This is a genomic window from Pseudomonas sp. W3I7, from assembly GCF_030816095.1.
In the GTDB taxonomy this organism is placed as follows: Bacteria; Pseudomonadota; Gammaproteobacteria; order Pseudomonadales; family Pseudomonadaceae; genus Aquipseudomonas; species Aquipseudomonas salomonii.
Genome location: NZ_JAUSXP010000001.1, coordinates 3,321,147 through 3,339,249 on the forward strand (window position 1 = coordinate 3,321,147; position 18,103 = coordinate 3,339,249).

Sequence of the window (18,103 nt, forward strand, 5' to 3'; positions counted from 1 at the left end):
TATTGTTGTTTTTGATCAGGCTATTTTTCGACGATGGCGGTAATGCCCAGCCCGCCGGCTGCACAAATCGAAATCAGGCCGCGCCCACCCCCGTTCTCATGAATGGTTTTGGCCAGCGCCGCCAGTTGCCGGCCACCGGTGGCGGCGAACGGATGGCCACAGCCCAGGGAGCCGCCATTGACGTTCATCTTGCTGCGGTCGATGGCGCCCAGCGGTGCTGCCAAGCCTAGACCCTCGCGGCAATACTCGGGGTCTTCCCAGGCCTTGAGCGTGCACAGCACCTGGGCGGCGAAGGCTTCGTGAATTTCAAAAAAGTCAAAGTCGGCAAACCCCAGGCCCTCGCGCTTGAGCATGCGCGGCACGGCATACGCCGGGGCCATCAACAAGCCTTCGGTGCCGTCGACAAAGTTCACCGCAGCGGTTTCGCCGGTACGCAGGTAGGCCAACACCGGCAAACCCTGTTCGGCCGCCCAGGCTTCGCTGGCCAGCAAGACCACCGAGGCGCCATCGGTCAGCGGCGTGGAGTTACCCGCCGTCAGCGTGCCGTTCTGGCGATCATAGGCGGGCGAAAGGCCGGCGAGCTTCGCAAGGCTAGTGTCGGCACGCAGGTTGTTGTCGCGCGCCAGCCCGCGATAAGGGCTGATCAGGTCGTCGAAAAAACCGCGTTTATAGGCCGCCTCCAGGCGCTGGTGACTGGTGAGCGTCAGCTCGTCCTGGGCCAGCCGTTTGATCTGCCAGCGCTTGGCCATTGCTTCGCAGTGCTCGCCCATGGACAAACCGGTGCGCGGCTCGCCATTGCGCGGCAGCAACGGTTTGAAAAACATTGACGGGCGCACCTTCAGCAGCAAGGCCTTCACCTTGGCGCCCATGCCCTTGGCGCGATTGGCCGCCAGCAAGGTGTGGCGCAGCGATTCGTTGATGCCGATGGGCGCATCGGAAGTGGTGTCGGCACCGCCGGCGATGCCCACTTCGATCTGGCCGAGGGCGATTTTGTTGGCGACCAGCAAGGCCGCTTCCAGCCCGGTACCGCAGGCTTGTTGCACGTCGTAGGCAGGCGTATCAGGCGACAATGTGGTGGACAGCAAGGCCTCACGCGCCAGGTTGAAGTCCCGCGAGTGCTTGATCACCGCGCCCGCAGCAAACTCGCCCAGGCGCTGGCCGTGCAGGTTATAGCGCTCGACCAGACCTTGCAGGGCCGCCACCAGCAGGTCCTGATTGCTGTCGTGGGCATACACGGTGTTGGAGCGGGCAAACGGGATACGGTTGCCGCCGATAATCGCCACGCGGCGGGTCGGGGCCGGGTTGAAGCTGTAGTCACTCATTGATGGCTCTCGTTCCAGATAAATAGCCCGCGCATATGCGGTTTGTCACCGGCAGCATTGCGCACTTCGAACTCACGGCGCGGGCCGGTCACCGGGCGGTTCCACAACGCAACCTGGCCGGGCAGGAAGATCGGCAGCTTGAAGTCACAATGCGCCTGGGCCTGATCCAGGCCGCCCGGCGGTTGCTGCGCCGCCAGTGCGCGGCCCAGGGTCCACATGCCATGGGCGATGGCGCGGCGAAAGCCGAAGATTTTGGCGCCGATCACCGAGGTGTGAATCGGGTTGAAATCCCCCGAGACCTTGGCGAACCTGCGCCCCAGGTCGGCGGGCAGCACCCAGCGCTGGGTGCGCAACAGGCCATCTTCCTGCAGGGGCAACACGTCTTCCCAAGGCTCACCAACCGGGTCTTTGACGTCGCGGCGCAGGTACAGGCTGTCGCTTTCCCACACCAGCGTATCCGCCGCAAAAGCGCGGGTGGCGATGCTCAGCGCCTGGCCCTTGGGGTGCGCCACCCAGCGTTCGCAATACACTTCCAGGCGCAAGGCCTGGCCTTCATGCAAACGCTGGTGCTGACGAATGCGATTGGCCAGGTGCACCATGCCACTGGCCGGGTACGGAAAGCTCGGCCGGGTCAGCAACATCAAATGCAGTGGGAACGCCAGCACCTGCGGATAAGACAGCGGCACGCCCTGCTCACGGCGAAACCCGCAGGCGCGGCCATAGTCGGCGATGCCCGCGGCGCTCAGCTCCACCGCCGAGCGCACCAGGCGCGCGGTGGGCAGCGGCGGCGGCCCGTCGAGCTTGGGTTTGCGCAGTGCGCGCACGCCGTCCAGCAACAACTGAGTGCGCGACGGTGGCGGGTCGATGATCTGCGTCACATAGTCCATGGTTCAGGCTCCCAGCAGGCTTTGGCCGCACACGCGCACCACCTGGCCATTGACCCCGCCGGACGCCGGGTGCGCCAGCCAGGCGATGGTCTCGGCCACATCGATCGGCTGCCCGCCCTGGGACAACGAGTTCATGCGCCGCCCGGCCTCACGGATCATCAGCGGGATCTTCGCGGTCATCTGGGTCTCGATAAACCCCGGCGCCACCGCATTCACCGTGACTTGCAGCGCGGCCGCCCGGGGTGCCAGGCCCTGCACCAGGCCAATCACGCCCGCCTTGGAGGTGGCGTAGTTGCTTTGCCCGAGGTTGCCGGCGATACCGGAAATCGACGACACGCACACAATCCGCCCGCCGGGGTTCAAGCCCTGCCCCTGCAACAATGCACTGCTGAGCTGCAACGGCGCTTCGAGGTTGACCGCCAGCACACTGCGCCAGGCGACTTCGGTCATCTTCGCGATGGTTTTGTCACGGGTGATCCCGGCGTTGTGCACCACCACGTCAAACGCGCCGTATTGGCTGACATGCGCCTGCAACAGCGCGGCCGCATCGGCTGCGGTGATGTCCAATGGCAAGGCCGAGCCGTTCACACTGTCGGCGGCTTGAAGCAGCGCTGCCTGGGCTTGGGGCACGTCCACGCACACCACGTGGGCGCCGTCGCGGGCCAGCACCTGGGCAATCGCCAGGCCGATGCCGCGCGAGGCGCCGGTGACCAGGGCACGGCGACCGGCGAAGGGTTTGTCCCAGTTCACCGCCACCTGGGCGTCCACGGGTTTTTCCAGGCGCACCACCTGGCCCGACACATAGGCCGAGCGGCGTGACAAAAAGAACCGCAAGCTGCTGTCCAGCGCGTCTTCGGCGCCCGGCGCCACGTAGATCAATTGCACCGTGATCGCCCGGCGCAATTCCTTGGCCAGCGAGCGCACCAGCCCTTCAAGGGCACGTTGGGCGATGGCCTGGGGCAAGTCCTGGCAATGTTCCGGCGCCGTGCCGAGCACCACCACGCGGCCGTGCTGGCCGAGGCGCTTGGCATTGGCGTGGAAGAACAGGTAGAGCTCGTCGAGTTGTTGCAGGTCGAGCACGGCCGTGGCGTCGAACACCGCGCCTTGCACCTTGACCGTGGACGGTGCCTTGAGGGTTGCCGGCGTGGCGACGACGGTGTCGGTGTCTTTGAAGAGCTGTTGCATCTGCGCGCCCAGGCGCCCTGCCCCGGCGACAATCACCGGGTTGGCCAGGCCCTGCTGGCCGCTGCGGTGGCGTTGCAAGGGCAAGGGTTGCGGCAGGCCGATGGCCTGGGCCAGGCGCCGGCCCCAAGGGGAATTGACGAAGGCTAGGTAGCTGTCACTCATTGATAGTTCCACTCACAAACACTGTCTTGCCGTGTAAACCCAATCAACTGTGGGAGCGGGCTTGCTCGCGAAAGCGGTGGGTCAGCCCACACATATGCCGCTGATAGACCGCATTCGCGAGCAAGCCCGCTCCCACATTTTGATCGCGTTCCTCCTAGTTCACCGAGGCGTTTTCGCCCTGTGTAGTACGGCGTTTGGCCTTGGGCTCCAACGCCTGCTGACGCTGCTGCAAAGCCTCCAGCAAACCAAAATCCTGCGGGAAGTCGTCAACCTGAATGCCGTGGTCGGCATATTCCACGTAGCGCCCGAGCAAGCTGTCTTCCTCATCGCTGATCAGGTCCAGCGCCCGCGCCTTGACCCGCCAGCCGGTGAAGGCGGTGGCGGAAATCGGCATCGGTTCGATCAGGCCCTGCTTGATCGCGGGCTTGAGCCGCGCCTCGATCAACTCCACTTGCGGCAACAAACGGAAGCCCAGCTCGCCGTAGGCCAGCTTGTCGATTTCCGGGCGCGGGATGTAGGAATTGGCCAGCAAGCGGTCGCGGGTTTCACCGGGGGTTTGCACCACCTCGGCCACTTGGGCCAGCAGGCGGTCCGAAGGTTTGTGCAGGGGAATACCAAACGGGAAACTCAAGGTGCGCACCACGGCTGCCGCCGGTTTCGACGGGTAGTTGTCGAGCACTTCGGCGAGGGCTTCATGGGCGCGCAGCAATGCGTCCTGGGCCGACCAGTGCACCAGCGGCAAGTCGGACTGAGGCCGACCGTCGTCCTCAAAACGCTTGAGCACGCAGGACAAGATGTACAGCTGCGACAGAATATCGCCCAGGCGCCCGGTGATACTTTCCTTGCGCTTGAGCGCACCGCCGAGCACGCCCATGGACACATCCGAGATCAACGCCAGCACCACCGACAGCCGATTGGCCTGGCGGTAGTAGGACGCCAGCGCCGGGTCGGTCTTGGCCGGTGCGGCAAGCAAGCGCCCGCCGGTCAACGAATGCACTGCAGCGCGCACGGTATTGGCCAACACGAAACTCAGATGGCCAAACATTGCGCTGTCGAAGGCTTCCAGGGCCTTGCGCCGATCCGGGTTGTGCGCCGCTTCCATCTCGCGGAACACATACGGATGGCAACGGATCAGCCCCTGGCCAAAGATGATCAGGCAGCGGGTCATGATGTTCGCGCCCTCTACCGTGATCGCAATCGGGCTTTGCTGGTAGGCGCGGGCCAGGAAGTTGTTGGGGCCCATGCAGATGCCTTTGCCGGCCACGATGTCCATGCCATCATTGACGATCATCCGCGCGCGCTCGGTGACGTGGTACTTGGCAATTGCCGAGATCACCGAAGGCTTTTCACCGGCATCCAAAGACGCCACCGACACCTTGCGCACCGCATCGCAGGCATACAAATGCCCGGCCATGCGCGCCAAGGGCGCCTGCACACCTTCGAACTTGCCGATAGGCAGGCCGAATTGCTTGCGCATCGCCGCATAAGCCGTGGTGCCGCGTACCGCCACCTTGCCCAGGCCGACGTTGGCCGACGGCAGCGAAATCGCGCGCCCGGCCGCCAGGCACTCCATCAGCATGCGCCAGCCATTGCCGACCTGTTCACGGCCGCCGATCACCCATTCCAGCGGAATAAACACATCTTTGCCGGTGGTCGGCCCGTTCTGGAACACCGCGTTCAGCGGCCAATGCCGACGACCGCTGTTCACGCCCGGATGGGAGGTGGGGATCAACGCACAGGTAATCCCCAGTGAGCCGGCCTTGCCCAGCAATCCGTCCGGGTCTTCGGCGCGAAAGGCCAGGCCCAGCACCGTGGCAATCGGGCCGAGGGTGATGTAGCGCTTGTCCCAGGTCACTTTGAAACCCAGCACTTCCTCGCCCTCGTGCACACCTTTGCAGACGATGCCCAGGTCTGGAATCGCCCCAGCATCGGAGCCGGCATACGGGCTGGTCAGGGCAAAGCACGGAATGTCGTCGCCGCGTGCCAGGCGCGGTAAATAGTAATTGCGCTGGGCATCGGTGCCGTAATGCAGCAGCAGTTCCGCCGGGCCGAGGGAGTTGGGCACCATCACCGAAATCGCCGCCGCCGAGCAACGCGTCGACAGCTTCATCACCACCTGCGAATGCGCATAGTGAGAGAAGCCTTTGCCGCCGTACTGCTTGGGAATGATCATGCCGAGGAAGCCGGCGTCCTTGGTGTACTGCCAGCCTTCGGGGGACATATCCTGCCAAACCTGGGTGGTTTCCCAGTCGTTGGCGATGTCGCAGAGGGTTTCCACTTCGTTGTCGAGAAACGCCTGTTCTTCAGCGCTGAGGCTCGCCGGTGCGGCCTGCAGCAGACGCTGCCAGTTGGGCTTGCCGCTGAACAGCTCGGCGTCCCACCACACCGTACCGGACTCGATGGCGGCGCGCTCGGTGTCGGACATCGCCGGCATGATCGTGCGAAACAGGCCCAGCGCCTTGCTGGTCAGCAGCGTGCGGCGCAGCGGTTTGATCGTCATCAGCACGGCGGGCAGTACCACCAGGATGGCTGCGACGCTGGCGCCAAAACCTGCGACCACATTGAACAGATAACCAAGCGCCAGCCAGACCAGGCCGACGCCCAGCCACAGGGCCGCGGTGGCTTGTCGATAGGCCAGGGCAATCGCGGCGGCGACACCCATCAATAACCAGATAACCATGGGGATACCTCTACTCAATTCAGGGTATGGCATGCGCGTCGCTCGTTCGGGATGAACGAGGGCGTAAAACCACACTACAAACTTGCAAGGGTGAATTCAAATTTTGTTTTGAAATTTTTATTTAATGCTCTGAGCAAAAAAAACGCGCCCGAACGCGTCAGCCAACAACCAAGGGATGAAATGCCGCAGGTCGAGCGCATCAAGATGCGCTTGATGCCCTCTCCTGCAGCGGCGCTACTGGATCAGAACTTATAAGTGGCCGACACACTCACCACGTCGCCAGACGACTCCGCCGTCCCGCTCAGTTGCCCAGCACCAAGGCGGTCCTCGTTTTTAGTCTTGAGATTGACCTTCTGCACGAATTGGTGGGAATACGCGGCATCAACGGACAGACCCGGCACTGCCTTGATGTCATAACCGGCGCCAAAGGCGAGGAAATAGCGATCCCCATCGGGAATACGTGGGTCACGTGTGGAGTTGCGCGTAGGGGTCTGGTCATACGCCACACCGGCGCGCAGTGTCAGCTCATCCGTGGCTTTGTAGTCACCACCGATGGATGTCATCCACGCGTTCTTGTAGTTGTATGGGATCGCGACAATGGTCATGCCGTCGGACTTGAGTGTCAGGTCCTGAAAGGACGACCATTCGGTCCAGGTTGCGCTCATGCCCAGGGTCCAGCGGTCGTTGAATTGGTGCACCCAATCAATCGACGCAGTGGCGGGAATATCCAGCTGAGTGCTCGCGTTAGCACCGTCCGGGAATAGCTTTAAACCAGGGTAAGCCAATTCCACCAGCGTTTCGCCATTTGGCCCGATGGGGTTGGTCATGGCGTTGCGGCCGATGGCATCCGTTTTGAAGTTGTATTTGCCGGTCATCTTGTTTTTGATTTTGGCGTGATAATTCAGACCCAGCGTATCTCTGTCAGTCGGTTTCCAGACCACACCACCGAACCAGCCCACCGAAACGTTATCCACCTTTACGCGAATCAACGACTCACCTACGCCGGAAGGAAACGCCGAGCCCCCCAACCCCGGGGAAACAGCGGCGGCGGATAACAAGTCCACGTTCTGGCTGACGAAGCCTTGGCTGCGTTGAACAATCGCACCGCCACCAATGGAGAATTGATCGTTGACCTTGAACGACAGTGAGCCCGTCAGGCCAACCGTCTCGATCTTGGTATCGACGGCAAAATCACGAAACTTCGAGTTTTCATTCCAGGTGGTGCGCATCCCCTGTGGCACTACCTGGCTCAGGCCGAACGCAAAACGGTCGCCCATGGGAATCACCAGAAACCCGGTCGGCAGCCATGCGGTAAAACCACCTTGTCCGCCATTATTGTTATTGGGCACCGGGTCGCCCATGCTCCCTTGATCATCAAGTACCGGTGTATTGGTCACAGGGTTGCCGGCATAGTCATAGGCCTGGCCGCTGTATTTGATCTTGACGCGTGCGTAGTCAACTGTTTGTTGCGCAATGGTGGAGTCAATGAACGCCATCGCCGCCGGGTTGTTGTAGGCGGCACTGGGGTCGTTCTTGAATAGCGAACCACCACCAAAGGCTCGGCCCCAGCCAGGAGCGCCGTAGGTTGGCGTGGAGAAGCCGCCCGCGTGTACCGGGGTTGTCGTGATCAACCCCCCGACTAATGCCAATCCGAGCAGTGTGCGTGCATGGTGTTTTTTATTATTCATGTATGACCCCTATTATTATCGCAGCGGCTTAGTCCGACATGCCTTGTCATTCAGTTAACGATCGACAGTGTTGGCAAAACGATGTCCAGCCGTTCAAGTGTGCAATTACCTGACAAGGCTTGATTAAAAACGGTTAATTGACGTGTCGCGTTATTCCAACTTGCGTAAATCTCAGTTGGCCCGCAATTGCTGCCAGGGATACCGGTTACTGAAAAGCCCACGTCATCCACCCAGGCTGACGTCATCGAGTAGGCAGTCATCCTCCAGCTCAACTTAGGTTTCAACAAGCTGCAATAGCCAGCGCCTGTGATTGAAACAGTGCTTATATGAACGCCGGTAAAGGCACTTACATTGCCCGACATGGCAACCCCGCACGTCAGCGGGGCGCCAAACGTAGAAGGTGTTTTTATCGTGAACGTGCCAACGCCGCTCGAGAATGGCCCCGCAGGCGCAAACTCTGCGGCCTGTGCACCCGTTACAATCCCTATCCAGCCTGCCAGCACCAAAGTGATCGAAGCCCGTCGCACTAAACGACTCATAGTCAGTTCCCTCGACCTTCCATTCCCTCAACAGGAGTCTCTTTCGAGACTCCTGCCTTCACGGGTGATCAGCCCTTAACGGAGTGAAGCGCTTACGGGTTAACCGACAGTGTCGGAGCCACCACGCTCAGGGAAACCACGGTGCAGTTGCCGTTCAGCGATTGGTTGGCAGCCGACAGGGTCTTGGAGCCTGGAGTCCATGTCACAGCGATAGGGGTAGGACCGCAGTTGGTGGCCGGGACCGAGCTGATCTTGTAGCCGACGTTGGTCACGGTACCGGTAGTGCCCGTTGCAGCAGTGAGCACCCAAGGCAGGTTAGTCAGAGTTGGCAAACCGCACAGACCGCCACCGGTCAAGGTCGCACCATTGATAGAAGCCACGCCACCGCTAACGTTGCCGGTAAAGGTGATGCCGCAGGTCACCGCAGCACCGAAGGACGAAGGCGACTTCACCACGATGCTGCCGGCGTTAGTCGAGAACGGACCATCCGGGGTGATGGAAGCCGCACTCGCCATCGAAGCCGCGCCAAAGCACAGAGCAAAAGAAGTTGCACAAACGAGGGTTTTCAAGCTTTTCATTGTTTTTCCTCACATGTTATGGCGAATCATTTCGCCAGGGGTAATGGCCATGAACGAGAGGTCACGGTGAAACTGCAGAACTTCCCTTTCCAGCCAAATTTCAATGCATTGACACCTACAGTTTTAGAATTCGTTTATTCGACCACTTTGAAGGTCGGCGGCATCTTGATCGACACCGTCTTGATCTTGCAGTCTTCGCCAATCGGCACATTGGCGGCTTCCAACTTGCCGGTGGCGTTATCCCAGGTACCGTCGGCGGTGGACGGGCCGCACTTGCCGCCTAAACCAAAGGCATGCACATCCACGCTGATGTTCGACATCGAGCCGCTTTTAGTGTCTTTGGCAATTAATACCCAGGGTAAGTTGATGGCCTCGACACGGCTGCATTTAAGGCCACCGTCGAATTCAACTTTATCGACATTCACCGACGAGCCATCGGCCGCGACCTTGCCGGCCACTTTGATGGTGCAGTCGGCACTGATCAACGCGCCCTTGGAAAAGCTGATCGGGCCTTGGGCCGTAAAGGCGCTGCCGGCCGGCTCGATCCGCGCAGCCTGGGCCTGTTGGTAAACCATCAGGCCGAGTGCGGCCAGGATGACATGGGCAGTAAGGGTGGCAGGGCTTTGCATGGTGTACGTCCTTCCCTTGAAATTATTGTTGTCGGGTCAAACCACTCACTTGCAATAAAACCGATGAATCCCGGGCGAAGAAGGCCTGCGCGGTACACAGACCCCGCGTTCACCCACACACGCGTTAGTTCAGATTAAAACGGCGTCGCGCTGTTGCTGTACTTCTCCAGGTACTTCAACCGCTGTGAGGGTTGAAGGTTGGCCAGGGTGATATCCCCGGCATAGTGATTCAATACACGATGGTCCATGCGACGTCGCCACAAGTACGGCACATAGGCCCACACAATCATGCTGGCGTAACCGTAAGGCAGTTGCGGCGACTCATCAAAGTGGCGCAACGACTGGTAACTACGGGTCGGGTTGGCATGGTGATCGGAGTGGCGCTGAAGTTGGAACAGAAAGATATTGGTGACAATCCGATTACTGTTCCACGAATGCCGAGGTGAACAACGTTCATAACGACCGTTGGGCAACTTCTGACGTTTAAGCCCGTAGTGCTCGACGTAGTTGACCACTTCCAGCAACGAAAACCCGTAGATGCCCTGGATGATGAGGAACGGAATCACCGCCGCGCCCAACCAGGCAATCATCGCGCCCCACAACACCAGGCTGTACATCCAGGCGCTGAGCACCGCGTTCTTCCAATGCAGAGCCGGCAAGCCGAGTTTGCGCAGGCGTTCGCGCTCCAGGTTCCAGGCCGAGACGGCGCTGAACCACACCGAGCGCGGCAGGAACGCCCAGAAACTCTCACCCAGGCGCGAGCTGGCCGGGTCTTCCGGGGTGGCGACGCGTACATGGTGGCCACGGTTGTGTTCGGTGTAGAAGTGCCCGTAGAAGGTCGGCGCCAGGGTGACTTTGGCCAGGAACACTTCCAGCGGTTTGGGCTTGTGCCCCAACTCGTGGGCGGTGTTGATGGCAATGCCAGTGGCGGCGCCGGTGGACATCGCCATGCCCAGGTAGGTGAACCAGCTGACGGCGCCGTGCAACTCAGTGCGCGCGGTAATGAAGGCGGCGGCCTTGGCCAGCCAGCTCGACGGGTCCAGGTGGGCGGTGGTGTTCAGTAGACCGCCGCTGATGATCCAGTCGATGCCGCCGGCGGCGAGCCAGCCGGTGAACACCACCGACGAGATGACGAACAACACACCGGTGTAGACGATCCAGCGGTAGTAGCTTTGGGATTCGAGGTGGTTGACGGCGGACTCGGGTGGGTTGCTGACGTCTTCACCGAGCAGGCCGTCGATCAGCGGGATAAGGCCGAAGATCACCAGCACACCGACCCACCACAGTTGCTGTACGCCGGTGGTCATTGCCAGGGCGCCGGACAACAGCGGGGTTGCCAGCGGCATGATGCCGAGCCACCACAGGTGACGCTTGCCGTCGGTCCAGACAGTTGGGGTTGCCATAGTCTGATTCATGGCAGCCTCCGAACGAGGCAGATTGGACATGCGATAAAAGGCGTTTTTTTCATTATTTTATTCGCTCTTAGGCATTTCAAAAATTGTTTCAAATTACACATTGAAATAATTTTTTAAAATTAATAGCGCGGAATCGTTAGGTCGTCAACTAGTTTCTCGAAGGCTTTTTTACGTGACCGGGCAGTCTCTTTTTCAGCCGTTTGGTCAGGTGTCTAAAGCAGGCATCGACGCCGTTGAACCGCGAGTCGGGTAGTACAATTTTTTACTCAGCTACTTGCCCAGCTACTTACTCACGAGGGCCAATGGCCGCTGCGGCAGCGGGTCGTTTTGGGGCGGCTTGACTCGATTGGCAATCTGCTCCACCACCGCCACCACGCGCTCTGTGGCGGTGATCGGCAGCATATGGCCTCTGCCCTCCACCACTTGCAGCTTCAGGCCCGGCACCTTGCTCGCCAGGGCCTGGCCGTGCTTCTGGAAGTCCAGCACCTTGTCGCGCGCGCCATAGATCAGGCCGATGGGCAGGGTCAGTTGCGGGTAGCGTTTGACCATGTCCGGCAGGTGATCGTTGACCGTGTTGATCTCGGTGGAGGCGGCGTAGAAGTTGTCCGGGCGCATCCCCAACAGGCCGCCGCCACGGGTGGCGAAGTCCGGTGGCGCAGCATCGGGAGCGAACACGCCCTTGACCACTGAACCTTTGGTCAGCAGCCCAACGGGCATGGTCAGGGTGTGCGACAGCCAGCGACGCAACCACGCCGGGCGCACCGCCAATGACAAAAACACCAGCGGCAACAGGCGCTGCGGGTGGGTCAGCGGCGCGACCAGGACCAGGCCGGACACCGCATGCGGATGATCAAGCGCCAACGCCAGGGCAATCGCACCGCCAAGGGAATGCCCCAGCACCAGCGGTTTATCCAGGTCGAGGGTCTTGATAAACGCGGCTATTTGCCGGGCCTGGGCCGGCAGGTCTGCCGCCGTGTGTGCGCCCCGGCTGGAATAGCCGGAGCCCGGACGGTCCAGGGTAATCACCCGAAAGCGTTCACGTAATTGCCCGGACAATGCATAAGTGAGGTTGCGACTGCTGCCCATCAGCCCGTGAATCATCACCAGCGGTGGGCCTTTACCTTCGTCTACATAATGAAAGCGCTCGCCATCGACCTCGACGAAACGCCCGTTGATCGGAACGGTGGCTTCTATGCGCCGCGTCATCCAGGCACTCAAGCCCCATAACAGCACACTGGCACCCACTAGCACACCCGCAGCGACAATCCATTCAACCGCCATAGCTCGGTCCTCTGCTTCCCTGCTGCTGCTCCCTGACCGGTATTGGTCAAGGCCTCAGCCACCGTCCACACCCTGGACCCGGACTTGCTGCCCAGCATGCTCGTCCGTCGGACAAGGCGCACATTGGGAACAAGGTCCTAGCGTAGGCGATATTTTCAGGTAGATTATTTAAAATCTTTTTTAAAATAATTAATTCATTTTTTCTTTGCAATGGTGTTCTATCTAAAAGACAAAACAAAAACAGGAGCACATCTGATGCCCATGCAGGACAGCCTATGAATGCCCACAGTGACTACATCGACATCGCCATCATCGGTTCAGGTTTTGCCGGCCTGTGCATGGCGATCAAACTCAAGGAAGCCGGGCTTACCGACTTCTTTATCGCCGAGCAGGCCGATACCCTCGGCGGCACCTGGCGTGACAACCATTACCCGGGCTGCGCCTGCGACGTGCAGTCCCATGTGTACTCGTTTTCGTTTGCACCCAACCCCAACTGGACGCGGCAATTCGCGCCACAGGCGGAGATCCGCGCTTACCTTGAGCAGTGCGCGCAGCGGTTCGGGCTAGCGCCTTATTTGCGCTTCGGCATGGGCCTGCAACGTGCGGTGTTTGATGAGCAGCAGCAACGCTGGCTCCTGAGCTTCAGCGACGGCCGCAAGATGAGTGCGCGGGTGCTGGTGTCGGGCATGGGCGGCCTGTCGCGTCCGGCGCTGCCGGATATTCCAGGGCTGGACAGCTTCAAGGGCAAACGCTTCCACTCCCAGCACTGGGATCACGACTATTCGTTGAAAGGCAAGCGCGTGGCGGTGATCGGCACCGGCGCCAGTGCGATCCAGTTCGTGCCGCAGATTGCCCCGCAGGTGGCGCACCTGGACCTGTTCCAGCGCACGCCACCGTGGATCATGCCCAAGCCGGATCGCGAGATTTCAAGGGTGGAACGCTGGGCCTTCAAACACCTGCCGTTTACCCAACGCCTGGTGCGCAGCGCCTTTTACTGGGCGCTGGAAGGCCGCGTGGTGGGCTTTGCCCTGCATCCACGGCTGATGAAGATGGTGCAGAAGATCGCCCTGCGTCACTTGCGCAAACAGGTGGCGCGCCCTTCCCTGCGCAAAACCCTGACGCCGGACTACACCATCGGCTGCAAGCGCGTGTTGATCTCCAATGACTATTACCCGGCGCTGTCACGCAGCAATGTCGAGGTGGTGACCGACACGGTGCTGCGCATCGAAGCCGACGGCGTGATTACCAGCGACGGCATCAAGCACCCGGCCGACTGCCTGATTTTCGGCACTGGCTTCCAGGCCACCGACCCGCTGCCCCGCGACTGCATCATCGGTCGCGACGGTATCGACCTGATGGACGCCTGGCGCGATGGCGCCCATGCCTATAAAGGCACGACGGTGCCGGGTTATCCCAACCTGTTCCTGATTGTCGGGCCTAACACGGGCCTGGGGCATAACTCGATGATTCTGATGATCGAGGCCCAGGTCACCTACATCCTCGATGCCCTCAAGCACATGCAACACCAGCGCATTGCCACGGTCGAGGTCAAACCCGCCGTTGAGCAGGCCTACAACCAACAGTTGCAGGACAAGCTCAAGCGCACCATCTGGAACACCGGCGGTTGCCAGAGCTGGTACCTGGACCCGCGCACCGGCAAGAACACCACCTTGTGGCCCGGCTCGACCTGGCGTTTCAAACAGGTCACCCGCCACTTTGCGCTCAAGGACTACCTCGCCAACCCGTTGCCGGCCTCTGCGCCGCGCCCGGTTGCGGCCCCGCAACCCACTGCAGAAGGCAGCCTGTCATGAAGTCATTCAAGGGCCGCGTGGCGGCAATCACCGGCGCAGCTTCCGGCATGGGCCGCGCCCTGGCACTCGCATTGGCGCGCGAAGGCTGCCACCTGGCGCTTTCGGACAAGAACAGCCAAGGCCTGGAACACACCTTGGCGCTGATCAAGTCATCCACCTTGTCGCCGGTCATGATCACTACCCACGTCGTCGATGTGGCCGACCGCCAGGCCATGCAAGACTGGGCCGCACGCTGCGCGGCGGAGCATGGCCAGGTCAACCTGATCTTCAATAATGCCGGCGTGGCGCTGTCGAGCACGGTCGAGGGCGTGGACTATGCCGACCTTGAGTGGATCGTCGGCATTAACTTCTGGGGCGTGGTGCACGGCACCAAGGCGTTTCTGCCACACCTCAAAGCCAGCGGCGAAGGGCATGTGGTCAATACTTCCAGCGTGTTCGGCCTGTTTGCCCAGCCGGGCATGAGCGGCTACAACGCGACCAAGTTTGCCGTGCGCGGCTTTACCGAATCCCTGCGCCAGGAGCTCGACCTGCAAGGCTGCGGTGTATCCGCCACCTGCGTGCACCCCGGCGGCATTCGCACCGATATCTGCCGCAGCAGCCGCATCGACGCGAACATGACCGGCTTTCTGATCCACAGCGAGCAACAGGCCCGCGCCGACTTCGAAAAACTCTTCATCACCGACGCCGACCAGGCCGCCAAGGTGATTCTGCACGGCGTGCGCAAGAACAAGCGCCGCGTGTTGATCGGTCGCGACGCGTATTTTCTCGACCTGCTCGCCCGTTGCCTGCCGGCGGCCTATCAAGCCCTGGTGGTGTTCGCCAGCAAGCGTATGGCGCCCAAACCGCGCACGCCGGTGTTCGAAACCAACGACGAAACCCGTCTCTGAACAGGAGCACGCACCATGCTGCCGATCCGTCGCGATATCCGTTTTGCCTTGCCTGCCGAGCGCATCAAGGACTGGCACGAACAAGGCCCGTTCATCACGCACTTTTTCAACGCGTTGTCGCTGCTGTTTCCCCAGGGCGAGCTGTTTTTCATGGACAGCGTGCGCCACTACCGCCAGCGCATCGACGACCCGGCGTTGAAGAAAGAAATCCAGGGGTTTATCGGCCAGGAGGCCATGCACAGCCGCGAACACGTGGCCTACAACGATCACTTGCAAGCGGGCCGGTCTGCCGGCGCACACCCTCGACAAGCGCCTGAAGTTCTTCCTCGACCTGCAAAAGAAACACCTGCCACCGTCGTTCAACCTGGCAGTGACTATCGCTCTGGAACACTACACTGCGATGCTCGCGGAAATCCTGCTCAGCGACCCATCGCGTTTTGGCAAGTCACTCAAGGGCTACCAGCAGATGTGGTACTGGCACGCCCTCGAAGAAACCGAGCACAAGGCCGTGGCGTTCGATGTGTGGAACACCGTGATCAAGCCTGGGCCGATGCGCTATCTGTTGCGCACCGGCACCATGTTGACCACCACGCTGCTGTTCTGGCTGGTGGTGTTTGATTTCCACGTGCGCCTGCTGTTGGCCGACCGCAAAGCCGGTGCGCACCTCAAGGGATTCTGGCGCATGCTCAAGTTTCTATACGGACCCAAGGGCGTGTTCCCACGCATGCTGCGGCCGTGGCTGCACTACTTCAAACCGGGCTTTCACCCCTGGGACCATGACAACCGTGCACGGCTGGCGGGTATCGACGCTCTGGTCGAAGAGATCGAACAGACCCAGCGCGAATACGCCTCCGCGCAGGCTTACAGCTGAGCCGCCGCCCGCCTGCGGACAAAGCCCGGCAACAGGTCGCCGGGCAGCGCCTTACTGAAATACCAGCCCTGGATAAACAACTCGGTGCCAGTGTTCAAAAAGGCCAACTGCTCGGCGGTCTCCACGCCCTCGACCACCACGCCCAGGTTCAGCGCCTCACAAAAGCGCAGCATGCCGGTCAATACCTGGGCGCCTTTGGGGTCGCGCTGGGCTACCACGAAACTGCGGTCGATCTTGATAAAATCCACCGGAAACTGGTGCAGATAGCTCAAGGCCGAAAACCCGGTACCGAAGTCATCGATATACACCTTGGCGCCGATCGCCTGGAGCCTCTGGATGGTCTGGCGGGTGGCCTGGATATCACCGACCAATGCGTCTTCGGTGATTTCCACCGAGACCTGGCCATGGGCCTGGGCGAGGATCTCCACCAGGCGCTCGCCATAGCCGGCCTGGGTCAGTGTGGCGCTGGAGATATTGATGGTCATGGGCAAGTCAAAGCCGATCTTTTGCCACTTTTGATACTGGCGCACGGCCTGGGATGCCACCCACACATCCACGTCCGGCATCAACCGCGCCTGGGCCAGCCATTGCAGGAATTCCCACGGCGAATGCACCGTGCCCTGGCCGTCCCGCGCGCGCATCAGCGCCTCACAGCCGGTGCACAGGCCGGTGCGGGTCGAGACTTGGGGCTGGAATTCCAGGTAGAACTCGTAATCGCTGATCTGCTGGATTCGGCTGAGTTCGACGGCCTGACGGGCGGCAGCCTTGTGGGACACCAATACCGGGTCCAGTTCCAGCAAGCGGCCTTTCTCTTCGAGGCCGCGGAAGGTCATGTCCAGCGACTTGAGGTACACCGTACCGCCATCACTGGACTGGCGATGAATCGCGCGCACATAGGGCGCATACACCAGGGTGCCCAGGCCCAATAGCAGTACTTGCAGCAGCACTGCCGCGATATCGCCGTGGGTGCTGAGGTAAGCATTGAGCAGCACAGGTGCGGTAAATGGCACGCTGGCCACTGCCGGCGACACCCAGCCCAACTGCACCACCGTCAAGGCCAGCAGGGTGTTGAACGCCGGCACCAGCAAAAACGGGATAAACAAACGCGGGTTGAGAATGATCGGCAAGCCGAACAACAGCACTTCGCTGACATTGAACAACGACAGCGGCAGGCTGGCCATCGCCAGCAAACGCATGGACTGGCTTTTGGAAAACAGCAGGATCGCCAACAGCAAACACAACGCCCCGCCCGACCCACCGATAAACGCGAAAGAGCCGAGCAGGCCACTGTTGAGCAGGTACTTGATCGGCTCACCCGCCGCCAGCGCAGCGCCATTGAGCACCACGGCCTGGTCCAGTACGTCGAACAGCGGCTGCATGGCGTACACACCGTGAATGCCGAAAAACCGACAGCAATGAGTTCATCAGGGTGACAAACAACCCGCTGCCATACGGCGATTGCAGCGCATCCAGTACCTGCGGCCCCTGAAGTTGCGCCACAGAGGGAATCTGCAACAGCAATGACAACACCAGCACCAGCAACAGCGCCGTAATGGCGCCCGGCACCACCATATTGATGGTGCCGCGCAGGTTGTGGCCCACCAGGTCTTCGTTGACCAGGCGCGTCCAGCGAAAGCGGTGCAGCCAGGCGATTGCCGGCACATTCAACAGTGGCGAAGCGATGGCGATAAACAACACAAACGTCGCCGATGCGCGCGGGTAGTCACGCAACACAAACGTGGCGACTACCACGTGGGCCAGGCACAAAAATGCCACCGGCAATTGTGGCAGGCGGTGCTGGATGGCGAGCATGTAGCCAATGGAGGCCGCCACCAGCAGCGGGATCACCGAGCTGATCTGGTTATGCAACCCCGACAGAAAAGCCACCACCTGCGGATCGAAGCCCACCGCGTTGGCGCATTCGGACAAGATCAGGAAACCGGCGGACACCAGCAGGCACGGCAGGATCCACAACAAGCCCTCGCGAATTGCGCGTAATGACTCGGTGCTGGCCAAGGCAGCCAGGCGCTGGGTGAGGAAAAGTTTGAACAGCGTTTGCGACATGCCCCGTCCCTCTGCCCGTATCGCTTTCTGCCCATGCTTGGCAGTGCCCAAATCCCATGTAACGCTACACGGCCACCTACCGGTAGCGAAAGGCTTTTGCCGCA

Annotated in this window: 13 protein-coding genes and 2 pseudogenes; 4 read left to right on the forward strand and 11 right to left on the reverse strand. The window is 60.9% G+C overall.

What is annotated here, in order from left to right; translation table 11 throughout:
- Nucleotides 1-20 precede the first annotated feature (20 nt).
- The 4 genes from QF043_RS15420 to QF043_RS15435 form a co-directional block, all read right to left on the reverse strand.
- Nucleotides 21-1,322: an acetyl-CoA C-acetyltransferase gene (locus QF043_RS15420; protein WP_307419209.1), complete on the reverse strand. Its 1,302-nt coding sequence runs from the start codon at nucleotides 1,320-1,322 to the stop codon at nucleotides 21-23.
- Entirely contained in the window at nucleotides 1,319-2,209 is an 891-nt protein-coding gene (locus QF043_RS15425; protein ID WP_307419210.1) for a MaoC/PaaZ C-terminal domain-containing protein, read from the reverse strand. The genes QF043_RS15420 and QF043_RS15425 overlap by 4 nt, the downstream gene beginning before the upstream one ends.
- 3 nt (nucleotides 2,210-2,212) lie before the next feature.
- Entirely contained in the window at nucleotides 2,213-3,556 is a 1,344-nt protein-coding gene (locus QF043_RS15430) for a 3-oxoacyl-ACP reductase (RefSeq protein WP_307419211.1), read from the reverse strand.
- A 154-nt stretch (nucleotides 3,557-3,710) separates the two neighbouring features.
- Nucleotides 3,711-6,236 carry an acyl-CoA dehydrogenase gene (locus tag QF043_RS15435; protein ID WP_307419212.1) on the reverse strand — a complete coding sequence of 842 codons (2,526 nt, stop codon included), beginning with the start codon at nucleotides 6,234-6,236 and terminating at the stop codon, nucleotides 3,711-3,713.
- Nucleotides 6,237-6,287: 51 nt separating this feature from the next.
- Here QF043_RS15435 and QF043_RS15440 point away from each other — a divergent pair, with 51 nt between their 5' ends.
- Entirely contained in the window at nucleotides 6,288-6,491 is a 204-nt protein-coding gene (locus QF043_RS15440) for a hypothetical protein (RefSeq protein ID WP_307419213.1), read from the forward strand.
- On the opposite strand, the gene QF043_RS15445 is transcribed toward QF043_RS15440, so the two are convergent.
- The 6 genes from QF043_RS15445 to QF043_RS15470 form a co-directional block, all read right to left on the reverse strand.
- Complete coding sequence (locus QF043_RS15445) at nucleotides 6,479-7,924, reverse strand: outer membrane protein transport protein (protein ID WP_307419214.1); 1,446 nt, start codon at nucleotides 7,922-7,924, stop codon at nucleotides 6,479-6,481. The genes QF043_RS15440 and QF043_RS15445 overlap by 13 nt on opposite strands.
- 50 nt (nucleotides 7,925-7,974) lie before the next feature.
- Complete coding sequence (gene praB, locus QF043_RS15450; protein WP_307419215.1) at nucleotides 7,975-8,463, reverse strand: alkane oxidation protein activator PraB; 489 nt, start codon at nucleotides 8,461-8,463, stop codon at nucleotides 7,975-7,977.
- Nucleotides 8,464-8,555: 92 nt separating this feature from the next.
- On the reverse strand, nucleotides 8,556-9,041 hold the full coding sequence (gene praB / locus QF043_RS15455; protein WP_307419216.1) for an alkane oxidation protein activator PraB: 486 nt from the start codon (nucleotides 9,039-9,041) through the stop codon (nucleotides 8,556-8,558).
- 134 nt (nucleotides 9,042-9,175) lie between these two features.
- Nucleotides 9,176-9,670, reverse strand: a complete 495-nt coding sequence (gene praA / locus QF043_RS15460; RefSeq protein ID WP_307419217.1) for an alkane oxidation protein activator PraA — start codon at nucleotides 9,668-9,670, stop codon at nucleotides 9,176-9,178.
- 134 nt (nucleotides 9,671-9,804) lie between these two features.
- Nucleotides 9,805-11,085, reverse strand: coding sequence for an alkane 1-monooxygenase (locus QF043_RS15465; protein ID WP_307419218.1), 1,281 nt, complete (start codon nucleotides 11,083-11,085; stop codon nucleotides 9,805-9,807).
- A gap of 282 nt (nucleotides 11,086-11,367) precedes the next feature.
- Entirely contained in the window at nucleotides 11,368-12,366 is a 999-nt protein-coding gene (locus QF043_RS15470) for an alpha/beta fold hydrolase (RefSeq protein ID WP_307419219.1), read from the reverse strand.
- A gap of 275 nt (nucleotides 12,367-12,641) precedes the next feature.
- Here QF043_RS15470 and QF043_RS15475 point away from each other — a divergent pair, with 275 nt between their 5' ends.
- The 3 genes and pseudogenes from QF043_RS15475 to QF043_RS15485 all read left to right on the forward strand — a co-directional run bounded on the left by QF043_RS15475 (nucleotide 12,642) and on the right by QF043_RS15485 (nucleotide 15,935).
- Nucleotides 12,642-14,177, forward strand: a complete 1,536-nt coding sequence (locus QF043_RS15475; protein WP_307419220.1) for an NAD(P)/FAD-dependent oxidoreductase — start codon at nucleotides 12,642-12,644, stop codon at nucleotides 14,175-14,177.
- A complete protein-coding gene (locus QF043_RS15480) occupies nucleotides 14,174-15,064 on the forward strand; it encodes an SDR family oxidoreductase (protein ID WP_236372700.1) in 891 nt (296 codons plus the stop codon). The genes QF043_RS15475 and QF043_RS15480 overlap by 4 nt, the downstream gene beginning before the upstream one ends.
- Before the next feature lie 15 nt (nucleotides 15,065-15,079).
- Nucleotides 15,080-15,935, forward strand: a pseudogene (locus tag QF043_RS15485) (metal-dependent hydrolase).
- On the opposite strand, the pseudogene QF043_RS15490 reads toward QF043_RS15485, so the two are convergent.
- Nucleotides 15,926-17,999 (reverse strand): annotated as a pseudogene (locus tag QF043_RS15490) (EAL domain-containing protein). The pseudogenes QF043_RS15485 and QF043_RS15490 sit on opposite strands and share 10 nt — an antisense overlap.
- Nucleotides 18,000-18,103: the final 104 nt, after the last annotated feature.

Excerpts from the sequence above, each read along its gene's own strand:
- QF043_RS15420 (WP_307419209.1), bottom strand. The coding sequence starts at position 1,322 with ATGAGTGACTACAGCTTCAACCCGGCCCCGACCCGCCGCGTGGCGATT.
- QF043_RS15435 (WP_307419212.1), bottom strand. The coding sequence starts at position 6,236 with ATGGTTATCTGGTTATTGATGGGTGTCGCCGCCGCGATTGCCCTGGCC.
- QF043_RS15445 (WP_307419214.1), bottom strand. The coding sequence starts at position 7,924 with ATGAATAATAAAAAACACCATGCACGCACACTGCTCGGATTGGCATTA.
- praA (WP_307419217.1), bottom strand. The coding sequence starts at position 9,670 with ATGCAAAGCCCTGCCACCCTTACTGCCCATGTCATCCTGGCCGCACTC.
- QF043_RS15465 (WP_307419218.1), bottom strand. The coding sequence starts at position 11,085 with ATGAATCAGACTATGGCAACCCCAACTGTCTGGACCGACGGCAAGCGT.
- praB (WP_307419215.1), bottom strand. The coding sequence starts at position 8,463 with ATGAGTCGTTTAGTGCGACGGGCTTCGATCACTTTGGTGCTGGCAGGC.
- praB (WP_307419216.1), bottom strand. The coding sequence starts at position 9,041 with ATGAAAAGCTTGAAAACCCTCGTTTGTGCAACTTCTTTTGCTCTGTGC.
- QF043_RS15425 (WP_307419210.1), bottom strand. The coding sequence starts at position 2,209 with ATGGACTATGTGACGCAGATCATCGACCCGCCACCGTCGCGCACTCAG.
- QF043_RS15480 (WP_236372700.1), top strand. The coding sequence starts at position 14,174 with ATGAAGTCATTCAAGGGCCGCGTGGCGGCAATCACCGGCGCAGCTTCC.
- QF043_RS15430 (WP_307419211.1), bottom strand. The coding sequence starts at position 3,556 with ATGAGTGACAGCTACCTAGCCTTCGTCAATTCCCCTTGGGGCCGGCGC.
- QF043_RS15475 (WP_307419220.1), top strand. The coding sequence starts at position 12,642 with ATGAATGCCCACAGTGACTACATCGACATCGCCATCATCGGTTCAGGT.
- QF043_RS15470 (WP_307419219.1), bottom strand. The coding sequence starts at position 12,366 with ATGGCGGTTGAATGGATTGTCGCTGCGGGTGTGCTAGTGGGTGCCAGT.
- QF043_RS15440 (WP_307419213.1), top strand. The coding sequence starts at position 6,288 with ATGAACGAGGGCGTAAAACCACACTACAAACTTGCAAGGGTGAATTCA.